At 57.9% G+C, this 14482-nt stretch carries 17 protein-coding genes; 10 read left to right on the forward strand and 7 right to left on the reverse strand.

Annotation, left to right across the window (positions count from 1 at the left end; all coding sequences use genetic code 11):
• Nucleotides 1–4 precede the first annotated feature (4 nt).
• Genes napF through HCG46_RS00115 form a run of 5 tightly spaced genes read left to right on the forward strand, consistent with a single transcriptional unit; the run spans nucleotide 5 to nucleotide 4419 of the window.
• The gene (napF, locus tag HCG46_RS00095; protein WP_168683973.1) at nucleotides 5–520 is read left to right on the forward strand and encodes a ferredoxin-type protein NapF; all 516 of its coding nucleotides are present in this window, start codon (nucleotides 5–7) and stop codon (nucleotides 518–520) included.
• The gene (locus HCG46_RS00100; protein ID WP_023001086.1) at nucleotides 517–801 is read left to right on the forward strand and encodes a chaperone NapD; all 285 of its coding nucleotides are present in this window, start codon (nucleotides 517–519) and stop codon (nucleotides 799–801) included. The genes napF and HCG46_RS00100 overlap by 4 nt, the downstream gene beginning before the upstream one ends.
• Nucleotides 798–3293 carry a periplasmic nitrate reductase subunit alpha gene (gene napA, locus HCG46_RS00105; protein ID WP_168683981.1) on the forward strand — a complete coding sequence of 832 codons (2496 nt, stop codon included), beginning with the start codon at nucleotides 798–800 and terminating at the stop codon, nucleotides 3291–3293. The genes HCG46_RS00100 and napA overlap by 4 nt, the downstream gene beginning before the upstream one ends.
• Nucleotides 3294–3301: 8 nt before the next feature.
• The gene (locus tag HCG46_RS00110) at nucleotides 3302–3772 is read left to right on the forward strand and encodes a nitrate reductase cytochrome c-type subunit (RefSeq protein WP_168683983.1); all 471 of its coding nucleotides are present in this window, start codon (nucleotides 3302–3304) and stop codon (nucleotides 3770–3772) included.
• Complete coding sequence (locus tag HCG46_RS00115) at nucleotides 3772–4419, forward strand: cytochrome c3 family protein (protein ID WP_031269311.1); 648 nt, start codon at nucleotides 3772–3774, stop codon at nucleotides 4417–4419. The genes HCG46_RS00110 and HCG46_RS00115 overlap by 1 nt, the downstream gene beginning before the upstream one ends.
• A 53-nt stretch (nucleotides 4420–4472) precedes the next feature.
• On the opposite strand, the gene HCG46_RS00120 is transcribed toward HCG46_RS00115, so the two are convergent.
• Nucleotides 4473–4904 (reverse strand): CBS domain-containing protein, encoded by a 432-nt coding sequence (locus tag HCG46_RS00120; RefSeq protein ID WP_023001082.1) that lies wholly within the window; start codon nucleotides 4902–4904, stop codon nucleotides 4473–4475.
• Between the two features lie 280 nt (nucleotides 4905–5184).
• Entirely contained in the window at nucleotides 5185–5973 is a 789-nt protein-coding gene (locus HCG46_RS00125) for a rhomboid family intramembrane serine protease (RefSeq protein WP_055654831.1), read from the reverse strand.
• Nucleotides 5974–6528: 555 nt separating this feature from the next.
• Here HCG46_RS00125 and HCG46_RS00130 point away from each other — a divergent pair.
• The 3 genes from HCG46_RS00130 to HCG46_RS00140 all read left to right on the forward strand — a co-directional run bounded on the left by HCG46_RS00130 (nucleotide 6529) and on the right by HCG46_RS00140 (nucleotide 9235).
• Complete coding sequence (locus HCG46_RS00130) at nucleotides 6529–7176, forward strand: PAS domain-containing protein (protein WP_031269307.1); 648 nt, start codon at nucleotides 6529–6531, stop codon at nucleotides 7174–7176.
• A 368-nt stretch (nucleotides 7177–7544) separates the two neighbouring features.
• The gene (locus tag HCG46_RS00135; RefSeq protein ID WP_055654833.1) at nucleotides 7545–8180 is read left to right on the forward strand and encodes a PilZ domain-containing protein; all 636 of its coding nucleotides are present in this window, start codon (nucleotides 7545–7547) and stop codon (nucleotides 8178–8180) included.
• Nucleotides 8181–8620: 440 nt separating this feature from the next.
• Complete coding sequence (locus HCG46_RS00140; RefSeq protein ID WP_031269305.1) at nucleotides 8621–9235, forward strand: transglutaminase-like cysteine peptidase; 615 nt, start codon at nucleotides 8621–8623, stop codon at nucleotides 9233–9235.
• Between the two features lie 174 nt (nucleotides 9236–9409).
• On the opposite strand, the gene HCG46_RS00145 is transcribed toward HCG46_RS00140, so the two are convergent.
• Both HCG46_RS00145 and HCG46_RS00150 read right to left on the reverse strand, forming a co-directional pair.
• A complete protein-coding gene (locus HCG46_RS00145; protein WP_023001077.1) occupies nucleotides 9410–9937 on the reverse strand; it encodes a gamma carbonic anhydrase family protein in 528 nt (175 codons plus the stop codon).
• A gap of 6 nt (nucleotides 9938–9943) precedes the next feature.
• The gene (locus tag HCG46_RS00150) at nucleotides 9944–10270 is read right to left on the reverse strand and encodes a hypothetical protein (RefSeq protein ID WP_023001076.1); all 327 of its coding nucleotides are present in this window, start codon (nucleotides 10268–10270) and stop codon (nucleotides 9944–9946) included.
• 282 nt (nucleotides 10271–10552) lie between these two features.
• Here HCG46_RS00150 and HCG46_RS00155 point away from each other — a divergent pair, with 282 nt between their 5' ends.
• Entirely contained in the window at nucleotides 10553–11182 is a 630-nt protein-coding gene (locus HCG46_RS00155) for a hypothetical protein (protein WP_168683985.1), read from the forward strand.
• 86 nt (nucleotides 11183–11268) lie between these two features.
• Here the strand turns inward: HCG46_RS00155 and HCG46_RS00160 are convergent, their stop codons facing one another.
• Entirely contained in the window at nucleotides 11269–11484 is a 216-nt protein-coding gene (locus HCG46_RS00160; protein WP_006940479.1) for a DUF3126 family protein, read from the reverse strand.
• 112 nt (nucleotides 11485–11596) lie between these two features.
• Nucleotides 11597–12433 (reverse strand): serine O-acetyltransferase, encoded by an 837-nt coding sequence (gene cysE / locus HCG46_RS00165; RefSeq protein WP_023001074.1) that lies wholly within the window; start codon nucleotides 12431–12433, stop codon nucleotides 11597–11599.
• A gap of 166 nt (nucleotides 12434–12599) precedes the next feature.
• Between cysE and HCG46_RS00170 the strand changes: the two genes are divergently transcribed.
• Entirely contained in the window at nucleotides 12600–13412 is an 813-nt protein-coding gene (locus HCG46_RS00170; protein ID WP_168683987.1) for an enoyl-CoA hydratase, read from the forward strand.
• 131 nt (nucleotides 13413–13543) lie between these two features.
• Here the strand turns inward: HCG46_RS00170 and HCG46_RS00175 are convergent, their stop codons facing one another.
• Nucleotides 13544–14428, reverse strand: coding sequence for an alpha/beta hydrolase (locus HCG46_RS00175; protein ID WP_055654838.1), 885 nt, complete (start codon nucleotides 14426–14428; stop codon nucleotides 13544–13546).
• Nucleotides 14429–14482 lie beyond the last annotated feature (54 nt).

The following is a 14482-nucleotide window of genomic DNA, read 5'->3' on the forward strand; positions in this document are numbered from 1 at the left end:
TGCCATGTCTCCTGACCCTCATTTTTCGGCCAGCCGCAGAGCGTTCCTGAAACTGCCCAGCCAACCGGAGATCCAGAGACTTCGCCCACCCTGGACGGACGAAGCCCTGGTTGCTGCGCGTTGCACAAGCTGTAACGCCTGCAGCGAAGCTTGCCCCGAATCCATCTTGAGGCCGGACGACACCGGGAAGCCGGAAGTTGTCTTCGACGGCGGCGAATGTACTTTCTGCGGCAAATGCGCAGAAGCCTGCGCACAGGACGTCTTTGACACGAAGCGAAGGCCGGCCTGGCCGATGAAGGCTGAATTTCAGCCGGGTTGCCTGCAGGATCATGGCATTGCCTGCCAGGTGTGCCGGGATATCTGCCCCACTTCGGCAATCCGCATAGATCTCACCAAACGCCCCTTTGGCCGGCTTCGCATCGAAACAGATGCCTGCACGGGCTGCGGAGCCTGTCTCCCAGTCTGTCCGCAGGATGCACTGGCCATTGTCCATCCCAAAGAGGATGCCCAGACAGCATGAGCACAACAGTCCACATAGCCAGTCTTCTCGTTCATGCGCGGACCGAAGCGATATCCGATGTCGAGCGGGACATTCTTGCACTCGGCGGCGCCGAGATCGCCCATTCCGATGATCAGGGACGCCTGATCGTGACACTGGAAACCGCGAACGAAGCGGAAATCGTACAGGCTCTCACGGATATCCAGCTGCTCACAGGCGTTGTGAGCGCATCCCTTGTTTACCACCAGACAGACGGTGCGCCCGAGGCGGCACCGACCTCCCTTCAAGGAGACACACAATGAGCGGAATAAGCAGACGTGATGTCATCAAGGCGCAGGCTGTGGCGGCCGCCGCCGCGGCAGCGGGGCTCCCCGTGCCTGCGGCCGCACAGAACCTTGTTACCCATGCGCATCTGACCGACCTGAAGTGGTCCAAGGCAGCCTGCCGCTTCTGCGGCACCGGCTGCTCCATCATGGTCGCGACCAAGGCAGGACGCGTGGTTGCAACCCACGGCGACGCTGAAGCGGAGGTGAACCGGGGCCTCAACTGCGTCAAGGGCTACTTCCTGTCGAAGATCATGTACGGCAAGGACCGGCTGACCACACCGCTCCTGCGCAAGAAGAACGGCAAGTTCGACAAGGACGGAGACTTCGAACCGGTGTCCTGGGACGAAGCGTTCGACATCATGGCCGAGAAATGGAAGGCGACACTGAAGGCCAAGGGCCCGAAGGCTGTCGGCATGTTCGGCTCGGGCCAATGGACGGTCTGGGAGGGGTATGCGGCTTCCAAGCTGATGAAGGCCGGCTTCCGCTCCAACAATATCGACCCCAACGCTCGCCACTGCATGGCGTCTGCGGTCGTCGGGTTCATCCGTGCCTTCGGCATTGACGAGCCCATGGGCTGCTACGACGACTTTGAAAACGCGGACGCCTTTGTGCTCTGGGGCTCCAACATGGCCGAGATGCACCCGATCCTGTGGACCAGGATCGCCGACCGGCGCCTCAGCCATCCCCATGTCAAGGTTGCCGTGCTTTCCACCTTCGAACATCGCAGCTTCGATCTGGCGGACATTCCCGGCGTATTCGTTCCCCAGACGGATCTGATCATCGCCAATTATATTGCGAACCACATCATCCAGTCCGGCGCGGTGAACGAGGAGTTCGTGTCAAACCACGTCAATTTCCGGAAGGGCGCACAGGACATCGGCTATGGCTTGCGACCGGAAAATCCGCTTGAAGCCGCTGCAGCGAATGCCGGCAGTGGCGATTCCGAGCCGATGTCTCTCGAGGAATTCGCCGAATTCGTGAAACCCTACACACTGGATTTCGCCGCGGAGAAGTCCGGAGTTTCAAAGGAGCGGCTTCAGCAGATCGCTGAGCTTTACGCAGATCCGGACACCAAGGTGATGTCCCTTTGGACCATGGGCGTCAACCAGCATACCCGCGGTGTGTGGATGAACAACCTCATCTACAACATCCACCTGTTGACCGGTAAAATTGCCCAGCCCGGCAATTCCCCCTTCTCCCTGACCGGCCAGCCGTCTGCCTGCGGCACCGCCCGCGAAGTCGGCACCTTCGCTCACCGTCTGCCTGCCGACCTCGTGGTTTCAAATCCGGAGCACCGGGCAACAGCCGAAAAGATCTGGAAACTGCCGGCAGGAACCGTTCCTGAATGGATCGGTGCACATGCCGTTCTGCAGAACCGGAAACTCAAGGACGGCGAAATCAACTGCTACTGGGTGCAGGTCAACAACAACATGCAGGCCGCCCCGAACATGATGGAAGAAGGCCTGCCCGGATATCGCAATCCGGAAAACTTCATCGTCGTTTCCGATGCCTACCCGACTGTTACGGCGGAAGCCGCCGACCTTGTGCTGCCAACCGCAATGTGGGTGGAAAAGGAAGGTGCCTACGGCAACGCCGAGCGCCGCACCCAGTTCTGGCACCAGCTCGTCGACGCGCCGGAAGGGGCGATGTCCGACCTGTGGCAGCTGGTTGAGTTTTCCAAACGTTTCACAACAGACGAAGTCTGGCCACCCGAGCTTCTGGCCGACAATCCCGATTACAAGGGAAAGACGCTGTACGAGGTTCTGTTCGAAAACGGCAATGTCAACGCTTTCCCCAACAGCGAGCGGGCGGAAGACTACGAAAACCGCGAATCCGACGAATTCGGCTTCTACATCCAGAAAGGCCTGTTTGAGGAATACGCCCAGTTCGGCCGCGGACACGGCCACGACCTGGCGGATTTCGACACCTACCACCAGGTGCGCGGGCTCCGTTGGCCTGTGGTGGACGGCAAGGAAACCCGCTGGCGCTACAACGGCAAATACGACCCTTACGTGAAAGAGGGAGCGGCGTTCGACTTCTATGGGAAACCGGACGGCAAGGCTGTTGCCTTCGCCCTGCCCTTTGAACCGCCCGCGGAAAGTCCGGATGAGGAGTATCCCTTCTGGCTGTCCACCGGCCGGGTTCTGGAGCACTGGCACTCCGGATCGATGACGCAGCGCGTGCCTGAACTCTACAAGGCCGTGCCCGATGCCCTCTGCTACATGCATCCGGACGATGCCGAGGCTCTAGGCCTGAGGCGCGGTGCGGAAGTGCGCGTCAAATCCAGACGCGGGGAAATTCTCACCCGCGTCGAAACCAGAGGCCGCAACAAACCGCCCAAGGGGCTGATTTTCGTGCCCTGGTTCGATGCCCGCCAGTTGATCAACAAGGTCACGCTGGACGCGACCGATCCGCTGTCGAAGCAGACCGATTTCAAGAAATGCGCCGTGCGCGTAGAAGCAGTGTGAGGTGAGCCATGAAACGCTTTGCAATCGGCCTTGCCTGCGCCGCCCTGTTGGTTGCCGCAGCTGCCGCAACCGCCCAGGAACACATCGCCACCATGCGCCCCGCAACGCCGTTGGCGGAAAACGGGACGCCTGCCCCCATGCCAAAGCCGGTGAACTCCGACATTCGCCAGGTGCGGAACTATCCCGAGCAGCCACCGCTGATCCCTCACACGATCGAGGGCTATCAGATCGACAAGAACTCCAACAAGTGCCTGAGCTGTCACTCCCGTACAGCCATTGAAGTCAGCCAGGCGCCAATGGTGTCGATCACGCATTTCATGAACCGGGACAACCAGTTCCTGGCGTCCGTCACACCCCGGCGGTACTTCTGCAATCAGTGCCACGTGCCGCAGACCGACGCCCGGCCTCTGGTCGAGAACGACTTTGTCGATGTCGATCAAGTGCTCGAATATGTGAAATCCAAAGAGGGGGCCAAATGATGCTGGCCTTCCTCAAAAGGCTCTGGACCACCATCCGCCGCCCGAGCGTGCACTACAGCCTCGGCTTCCTGACCCTCGGCGGCTTCATCATGGGCATAATTTTCTGGGGTGGCTTCAACACCGCGCTGGAGTTGACCAATACCGAGAAGTTCTGCACGGGCTGTCACGAGATGCGCGACAACGTCTTTGCCGAGCTTAAAACGACAATCCACTACTCCAACCGCTCGGGCGTGAGAGCCACGTGCCCGGATTGTCATGTCCCCCATGAATGGACAGACAAGATCGCCCGCAAGATGCAGGCCTCAAAAGAGGTCTGGGGCAAGATTTTCGGGACGATCAATACGCGGGAAAAGTTTCTGGAACACCGGCTTGAACTGGCCCAGCACGAATGGGCCCGGCTCAAGGCGAACAATTCGCTGGAATGCCGCAACTGCCATTCCGCCGATTCCATGGACATAACCCGTCAGAGTGGAAGGGCCTCTGAGGCGCACCAACGCTTCCTGTTCACGGGTGAAAAGACCTGCATCGATTGCCACAAGGGCATTGCGCATCGCTTGCCGGACATGTCCCAGTCGGCATGGCACGGGGAAAAACCCGAAAAAATGCTGAAGGAAGCCACCGCGTTTCTGGCAACACGGCAAGATTGATAAATCGCACGTCGAAACAAAAAAGGCTGGCTGACAAGCCAGCCTTTTTCACGTCAGGCCATCGTAATGTAGCTGCGCATCTGCTCGGCTTCGAGTTCAACCTGCGCAATCTTGAACTTCACGACGTCGCCGATGGAGATCACACCGGTCAGTTTGCCGTCCTTCACGACCGGCATATGGCGGAACCTGCCCTGTGTCATGCGAGCCATGACTTCGTTGATGTTGTTCTCTTCGGAGCAGGTAACCACATTCTTGGTCATGACACCGGAAACCGGTGTTTTCAGCGCCGACACGCCTTGCGTACCGACCACGCGAACGATGTCCCGCTCTGACACAATGCCGTCAACGGCACCTTCCTTGTCGGAAACGACCACGGCACCGATCTTGTGTTTTGCCAGGGTTTCACAAATTTCGCTGAGCAACGCGTCGCTGCGCGCTGTGATAATATCGTGGCCTTTCCCACTCAGGATAGCGGCTACGGTCATTCAATCACCTCCCATGGCATCAATCGGTCCGTTTTACCGGACCAGATCAACCGACGCTCAATCGGAAGCGATCAAACGTCAATAGTTGATCGACCTTAATGTAGTCTGCCAGCCGGTCTCCGGAAGGAGAGGTTCCAGCTGCTCGACCACTTTCGCACCGACTGGGGCCGGACGTCCATTCGAATCCGACAGGACGACCTCCAGTCGTCAGATATCATGGCAAAAAAATCAGATCGCGCAAACTGTTGACCTAGCGTCTTGAAGGTACTTTCGCTCCGCGTCAGGAATTCCGCCGCTGCGGCACGGGGTCAAACAGCGGGAACAGGGCAAGTCCGGCGACAAATCCACCAATATGAGCTTGCCAGGCAACACTTGCCGGCTGTCCCGCAACGGGACCGCTCATCAGGCCGAAGAAAAGATTGAGCCCGAACCATACCGCGACAAAAACCAGAACCTGTTGATTGCGCAGGCATTCCGCAAGCGGCTGCGCCGGTACGAAGTAGGCCGTCGGATCGTTGCTGCGGATCGCACCCAGCGGGCCACCACGCTCGAAAACGAAACGAATGGCCGCAGCCATCTGGCCGGAAATGGCGGCGGATGCACCGATCATCGGCGCCCCTTCCCCCCAATGGGTGGCAAGATGAGCCAGCGCCCCGCCAACGGAACAGGCCGCTGAAAACAACAGAAACCGGCCCACGCCAAACCGCCTGGCAACCGCACTGCCGAAAATCGCCATCCAGAGCAGGTTGAAGATAATGTGCATGGCGCCACCATGCAGCAGGCTGTAAGTGACGAAGGCCCAGAGGCTGGAGAGAAGATCAAAAGGCGGGAGACTGCCGAGATAGGCATATTTTACCGGCCAGAATGCAAAAAGTTCGATGATCAGATTGTCCAGGTTTGCCGGAAGGACCATCACACGCAGAACGTGGATCGCAATCAGGATACCGCCAAGCCAGACGATGATCCCGGGCAGATTGAACACGGGCGGACCGGACGGCCGTTGGGGAGGTTGTTCCTTCTGGGCTTTTTCGCGCCGGGCGCGTTCTTCATCAATGCGGTAAACGTTCATGGACCCTCTGCCTTTCCTGTCTTTCTTCTAAGCCAGATCGAAGACAAAACAAGAGTGGTTCGACCGCCAGAACATGCGAAACCGGGAATTAGTGACTTCGACTTCACCGGTCACAATCCCCAAAAAGCCTGAAAATACAAAGCGCCGGCCACCTAAAGGTGACCAGCGCTTTGCGATGCCCCCCAAAACCGGTCGCGTCCCCACGACGCCCGTTCAGGACAGTTGTTCACTCTGGCCGGCGCTTGTTTTACCGAGGCAGCTCTTGGCGGCTGTACCTATCGGCCCGCGGCCTGACCTGCAACAACAGGTTCCTCCCACCCGCTGTCTATGTGAACTGAGTGTTAAGCTGACAGGCAACCGCCTCCAATACAAGCTTTACCGAAAATTAACCTTAATTTCTGAGCGCCTCTCAAGCTTTCGCGCCAACAAGCACTTGGCACGCGCCCTGCTTTGTAAAGGTCAAAAACCAACAGGGAAGCATTTTCGTCCCGTTTTGAAACAAGAACTGTCTTGAGACGAAACACCGGGCGCAAGAATGGCAAAGAGGCGAACCAGATGAAACACGGCGTAACGCAAACTCTTTACAACTACTGGGACAATCTTCGCGGCGCCCGTCCTGCACCGAACCGCAGCGAAGTCGATCCGGGTGAGATCCGCGGCCTTCTTGGTGACACCTTCATTCTGGAGACGAACGGTTCCAGGGATGTGCGCTACCGCCTCGCCGGCACACGTCTGTGTTCCGCACATTGCCGGGAACTCAAGGGCCGCAACTTCCTGCGCGGCTGGAGCGTGAAAGACCGTGAAGCCCTGGAAAGCCTGATCGCCGCCATCACCGAAGATGCGGCCGCGGCCGTAATCGGCATCAACGGCCATACGGAACGCGGACAGATCCTGCAGATGGAAATGCTGCTGGTGCCGCTGAATGTTCCAGGTGAAGGCAGGATCCGTGTCCTGGGAAGCTGTACTCCGATGGAAAAACCCTATTGGATCGGCCTGCATCCCATTTTGAGCCAGTCGATCAGCAGCCTGCGCCTGGTCTGGCCGGACGAGCGCCCCTATTTCGTGGATTCCCCTGCTTCCACGCTCAACCCGATCCTGCCGCGGTTTACCGCCGAGGGCATCGCCATGCCGACACCGCCCCTGCCGAGCGGTGCGGAGCGCAAGGTCGGACATCTGACCGTCTATTCCGGCGGCAAGTCCTGACCCGCACAACATAGCAAGTCTGGTAACATCCCTGTTCACCTACGAAATCGGGCCGGCCAAGAATCAGCTGGCCCGAATTCATGTTCGGCACCGGCTGGTTTGCAGCCTCTATTCAGCTGAAAAGAAGTCCTTCCTTCCGGATTTTTACTCTCGCGTTATTGTGCTTTCTCGCCAGAGAGCGCTCGAATTCCGAACATCACGGCCGTACCCGCATTTTTATCGATCACAAGTCTGGACCTGTGCGCCTTCTGAGCTACACTCTTACACATCGTTAACCCCAGCTACCTAAAGTGCTTTGAAAGACGTCTTTTGAATCGCATCTCAGCCGGGGACAATGCGATTTGCGCACCGTTTTGGATAGAACAGGCATGAGCGCCGGAGTGGCAACAGCAACCGAAGGAAGCAGATCGCTTCAAGTCACTGACCGCCGGCGCCATCAACGGGTCCAGGTCAATATACTGGGCCGTTTCATGCTTGAAGATCGGCGCGAATATCCTTGTCAGGTTATCGACATGTCGCCGGGCGGCATGGCCATGATTACACCGGTCACCGGCAGGGTCGGCGAACGCGTGATTGCCTATCTTGACCACCTGAGCCGCGTCGAAGGCAGGATTTCCCGCCTGATCGATGGTGGCTTTGCGGTTGAACTGCGCAATACGGTCCGCAAACGCGACAAGATCGCCAATGTTTTGACGTGGCTTGCGAACCGGGACGAACTCAATCTTCCCGAAGACCGCCGCCACGACCGCTTCGTGCCCAAAAACCCGATGACGAAGATGATCCTGCCGGACGGCTCGGAACATGTCTGCCGCATCATAGACGTATCCCTGTCCGGCGCGGCCATCGCCACGGACATCGTGCCGGAGATGGGCGACGCCATCACGCTCGGCAAGATGCATGCACGTGTCATTCGCCGCATCGAAGGTGGCATAGCCGTCGAATTTGCTGCCGTTCAAAGCCGCGAATTGCTGGAACATCACATATCGGCACCAGAGGAAAGCTGACTTTAGCTTTCTCATCAATCGCAAGTGCTTAGAACATTCAGACAGGCCCGGCTTTTTGCCGGGTCTTTTCGTTTCTGCGCAATTTTCCGGGTAGTCGCGTTTCTTTTCTGGTGGCCAGATCCAAAAAAAATCAAAAAACTTTCATGCCCTTTTCTCACCCTTGAGGACGGGCGCAAGGCCCGCTCCAGACCGAAAACCAGGCGATTGAAAACCGATTTCGCACCACTCGAAAAACACCAATTTCTCGCTAATTCAATGACTTCTGGAGGATGCATCAAATTTTACGAAAATTTTCTTCCAACTTGAATTAAAGTAAATTCAAATAACGATAAAAATAAATTCAAACACTCATAAAATACAAATACAGTTTTACTTTGGAGATTTTCTCCAAGTAAAAATCATTGAGTCATCGTTGCGTCAGCCTTGGGGAGGGCGTTACGATGAAATTACTTCACAGAACTCTACTCGCATCTGCAATGTTGCTGTCTTGCACCGTCATGGGATCGGTTGCACAGGCAGAACCCGGCCGCTTCATGGACATGCAAATGGTTGTCAAGGCACCCGTCGGCTATGACCAGTTCTGCCGTGACAACGTCTCGGCTTGTCCGAAGGAAACATACAAGCCGGTTGTCGTGAAGCTGGACGAAGCCCGCTGGAACGAACTCATTGCAATCAACAAGGAAGTCAATCGCCGGATTCATCCTATGACCGACCAGGACCTGTTCGGCCAGGAAGAATACTGGACCTATCCGGTAAACGGATACGGTGACTGCGAAGAATACGTCCTTGAAAAGCAACGGGTCCTGATCGAAGCCGGCTGGCCGAAAAGCGCCCTTCTGATCACTGTTGCAAAAGATACCCAGAACTCGGGTCATGCCGTTCTGACGGTACGTACGGACCATGGCGACATGATCCTCGACAACCAGATCGAGGCGGTGCTGCCCTGGTATTCGACACCCTACCGTTACATCAAACGCCAGTCCGCCAGCTCGCCCGTGCAGTGGACAGGTATTGCAGACACGCGCGTGACGACCGTCAGTAGCGTGTCCAACTAGGATTGGGATTGGTCCGGCTTAGCCGGCCGCTTGGACGATCCGGTCGCGTCCCCACCCTCCCCATCCCTACCACGACCGGATCCAGGGAACCGGCCCGCCCCCCGCAGGCCGGTTCCCGCCTTTTCAGGCCCAGCTCATTCGGGATCGGGTCGAAGGGGTCAATATCAAAGCGGGTCAGAGTTCCCGCAGGCCGGCCTTGAAGCGCCGCCAGTTGCGCACATATCCGTCGGCCGAGTTCGCAATCCCGTTCGCCGCTTCCAGCGGCAACGTTTTCACGACCTTTCCGGGCACGCCCACGACAAGAGAATTGTCCGGAATTTCCTTGCCTTCGGCAATAAGGGCATTGGCACCAATGATACAGTTGGAGCCGATGACAGCTCCGTTCAGAATTGTCGCGCCCATCCCGACCAGCGAATTATCCTTGATCGTACAGCCATGCAGAATTGCCTTGTGGCCGATCGTGCAGTTGGCGCCGATGGTCAGCGGGTAGCCCATGTCCGTATGAAAGACGCAGCCGTCCTGGACATTGGAGCGCATGCCGACGGTGATCGGCTCGTTATCGCCACGCAGGACCGCGTTGAACCAGACGCTTGCAGCTTCCTGCAGAATGATATCGCCAATCAGCGTCGCATTCGGTGCGATCCAATATTCCCCGTTTTCCGGAAAAACAGGCGTACGTCCATCAAGAGCAAAGACCGGCATGAGACCTCAGGTGTAACCAATCATGATCAGGGCAACGTTGATCACCATAACACCGGAACACATGCTCCACATGCCGGCAATCGTCGAAGACGCGACCAGCCAACCCAACGGCCGCTTTTCGATCCTGCGTCCACGAATGGCATTGCGCATGATGATGAAGGGTCCAGCGAACACGCAGACAAAAACGCCGGCGATAAACGACAGGATGCCTTCTCCGTCAAAGGCGAACTTCGGCGGCTGCTTCGTGATCAGCTGATAAAGGCTGCCCAGCACACCGGACGCAACAAATCCGGCGCATGCGATATATCCAACGATTAGAAGATTGAACAGCACGCCCGTTAACCCCTTGTTAACTCTTTCGCACGGAAAGTGATTAAGAATTCGTAAAGGGTCAAGAGCAAAGACTGTGCCGGAACGGCAAATGAGCGAAATCCCCTCAATTGAGCCACTTCGAGCAGTGTCAACGCCTTCCCCAAGCGGGACACCTGTGCCGTTTCAGGACAACCTGTCCCATATATGTGCACAGCCAATCAAGGGACTGAAGTCGTGATACCTGTCTCCTTGCCAGGCCCGATCAGAACCGATCCCCGCCACTTCACCTGGCTGGCGTTGGCAATGTGTGTATTGGGCACGGCTCATGTTGGCGGGAAGATCTACTCCTGGTCATCCGGCTGGCCGATGCAGGCAGGCATCAGACAGGACCAGCCCGTCCGCTTTGCGGTTGGCACGACCCGCTTTGAGCTTCCCCTGAACCTGATCGCGACGGCTTCGCAGAAACGGCAGGCCCTTGGTTCCGAAGCCGCGTTTGAAACACTTCGCCTGAACCTGCACTGGTCTTCCAGCGCCACGAAGAACAACGATACGGGATGGGACACCCCTGCGACGATCCAGGTTGACCTTGAGAGCAATCCCGGCCGGGAGAGCCTGCGGGCAAGGCTTGATCCGTTCTACAGGCGTCTTGCACGCGGCGGCGAGATGAAGGGGCCTTCTGGACTGAAGATGCTGAAATTGTCGGCGCGTGGCGCGCCGGCGACGGATCTCATCGTCTACGATCCAACGGTTCAAAACGGCTTCATCGCACGATGCCGCAAAGACAGCACTTCCGGAAAAGCCGGTTGCCACCGCGCCATCGTGTTCGCCTCGGGTCTGGAGCTGCGCTACAGCTTCGATCAATCGCTGCTGCCGGACTGGCGCCGTCTCGACGGCGACATCGTTGCCAGCATCGAAGGTTACCGTATGCAATGACCTGACTTGAGCGGATGGCGGAGAAATGAAAAAGGCGGCTCACCAGAGGAGCCGCCTTTTCACTTTACGATCGAAAAGTCTGAAACTCAGACTTCGTCCAGATCAATTTCAAGGATTGCCATCTGGAAGTTCCAGCTCAGATCTTCATCCTCATCGTCCCGGAAGATGACACCGATGAATTCATCGCCGATGTAAACTTCAGCAGAGTCGTCCTTGCGCGGGCGGGCCTGCACCTTGATGGTCTTGTTCTCGAACTTCGAACGCAGATAGGCTTCGATCTTTCGGATTTCATCGGGTTTCACGGCGCTCTCCTGTTCTTTGCCTTCAGCATCAATCTGGCGCGGACCCTACAGGAGCCAACGGAAATGCCAAAGCCTTTCCGCAAGCTTTCCCCGTCTTCCTGAAACCGGAATTTCAATTCGTCTGGCCGGCGTCTTCACCGAGCAGCTGATTCATGCTGCGTGCCGGTTCTGCGCACCCTGCCTTGCCGACGATCTTGGCCGGAACCCCGGCAACCGTCGTGTTTGCAGGCACGTCCTGAAGTACCACGGACCCCGAGGCAATGCGCGAGCAATGTCCGATTTCCAGGTTGCCGAGCACCTTGGCTCCCGCCCCCAGCAAGACACCGCGGCGGATCTTCGGATGGCGGTCGCCATCTTCCTTGCCGGTGCCGCCAAGGGTGACGCCCTGCAGGATCGAGACATCGTCCTCGATCACCGCGGTTCCGCCAACAACAATGCCGGTACCGTGGTCGATGAAGATACCGCGCCCGACAGGAACTGCCGGATGGATGTCGATCTGAAAAACTTCCGAGCTGCGGCTTTGCAGATAAAGGGCAAAATCCTTCCGGCCACGGCGCCACAGCCAGTTTGCCAGCCGGTGCGTCTGCAGGCCATGGAAGCCCTTGAAGTAAAGGACCGGCTCCAGGAAACGGAAGCATGCCGGATCGCGGTCGAAGACGGCAACGATGTCGACCCGGAAAATCTTTGCCAGCTCCGGCTCGTCTGCCAGGGCTTCAAGATAGGTTTGCCGGATCAATGATGCGGAAACAATGTCCCGGCCCAGCCGGTCGCCAAGGCGATGAACGACGGCCTCTTCCAGGCTGTCATGGTTCAGAACCGTTTCGTAGACGAAGGACGACAGGGCCGGCTCTGCCGCGACCATCGCTTGTGCTTCATCCCTCAGTTGATGCCAGACCGGATCATGGGTCGGAACTTCTTTCAAACCGGTCTTGCTGATCGGTGCCGACATGGCCTGTCTCCTTTTCAAGCCGTCACGAGTGGTCCTTAAAATAGGACTGTCGTCTGATATTCCCAAATCAAACTTCCTGATATCAGATATGACCGTTTCGAATGAACCCCGATACCTGAAGATTTTCAGCACCTTGCTAACTGAAATCGCAATTTGAGGTTAAATCATGCCAACACAAACGTCCCAATCAGCCCCTTCCGGCAACCCGATGGTGATCCGCAACGGTCAGATTGCAGAGCTTGTGTTGAATGCGCCCGACAGAAAAAACGCGCTGCCTCTTGCCGCATGGCAGGCAATTCCCGGTCTTCTGGCAGAGCTGGCACGGGATCCGGACATGCGCGTCTGCATCGTGCGTGGTGCCGGTGGCAAGAGCTTTTGCGCGGGCGCTGACATATCGGAATTCGAAGCCATCCGCTCGACGCCGGAAGCCGCCAAGAGATACGACGACATAAATGTTGCCGCCTTCAAGGCGCTTAAGGCGCTGCCCGTCCCGGTCATTGCGGCAATTGAAGGCCCCTGCCTTGGCGGCGGCCTGGGCCTCGCGCTCGCCTGCGATCTGCGCATCGCGGCCCGTTCCGCCTTTTTCGCCATTCCTGCAGCGAGGCTCGGTCTTGCCTATCCACCCGAAGCGCTCGGGGACCTGCTGGAGGCGGTTTCACCTTCCAACGCCAAGAGACTGCTGTTTTCTGCCGAGCGCCTGACGGCCGAAAAGGCGCTGGACATGGGCCTTGTCAATGAAGTGGTGGATGACATGGATCTGAACCAGCACATCAACGCGCTGAGCAAGGCACTCTGCGCCAATGCGCCTTTGTCACTGAAGGCAGCCAAGCAAGCCATCAATCGCCTCGCCCAGCCCGGCAGTCAGGCGGACGCAACGGCTGACCTTGCAAATGCGCAGGTCTGTATCGACAGTGCCGACTACCGCGAAGGCTGCAGGGCCTTTCTGGAAAAGAGATCGCCGGTGTTCACTGGCGTCTGACAGGATCGCAAGCCAAGCCCCGAAGCTGAATCAACCTCTCAACCACTTCTGCCAGCCAGTTGAAACGACTCCCGTTTTCACTTCACAGCGAACACCCGAAAGCGTCGCAACGACTTGTCGGCAAACCTGCCTCAGGCCATCGCGGCATCGGTTTTGAGTGCGATCAGGAAGTCCTCTACCGCCCCGGCAAAAACGTCGTTGCGATCACCGGCAACCATGTGTCCGGCATCACGGATATCGGTGAATTTCGAGTGAGGCACCAGCGCCTGGAACTCGCGAACATGGTCCATGGACACCAATTCGGAGTTCTGCCCCCGGATCAGGAGAACAGGCACGGAAAGATTGCCCGCCGCAGCCAGCATGCGCTCTTGCGACTCCACCGCCCTGTCTTCGTCCTGATGATGCTTTGACTTCAGGAAAGCCGGGTCCCAATGCCAGCGGTAGCGGCCATCTGCATGGAGGCGAAGGTTCTTTGAGAGGCCGGAAAGGTCCTTGGGCCGCGAGCGGTTTGGCAGATAGCGGGCGATCGCATCAGCGGCCTCCTCCACATCGGCAAAGCCGTCATCGACCCTGTCTCCCATGAAGCCCAGGATCTTGGCGACACCACCCATGTCAATCCGTGGCGTGATGTCCACCAGAACCAGCGCGGAAAGACCGCCCCTGTTTTCCTGTCCCTCCGCCAGCATACCGGCAAAGCCGCCAAGCGACGCACCAACGACAACCGGGTTCGCCTTGTGCAAGGCCTCAACCTGACTGGTGACAGCCACGAGATCCCTGGCGAAATCGTCGAATGCATAGTTTCCCGAGGCAACCCAGTCGCTTTCGCCATGTCCACGCTGGTCCAGTGAATAGACCGGGTGCCCGAGATCCGCGATCCTGCGTGCAGCACCGTCCCAGGAATGCCGGGTCTGGCCGCCGCCGTGGAGCATGATCACAGGCAGGTCCCCTACCCCGTAGCGATCCGCCACCAGACCGTTCTTTTCCGCGCCCTGGAATTCAACACGCTTCGGACCCATGCAACCTCCCTCGATACCCGATCAGCACACCACAGCGCGGCTTGCGCCTCCGGC

This window comes from Labrenzia sp. PO1 (assembly GCF_012273635.1).
Classification (GTDB): domain Bacteria; phylum Pseudomonadota; class Alphaproteobacteria; order Rhizobiales; family Stappiaceae; genus Roseibium; species Roseibium algicola.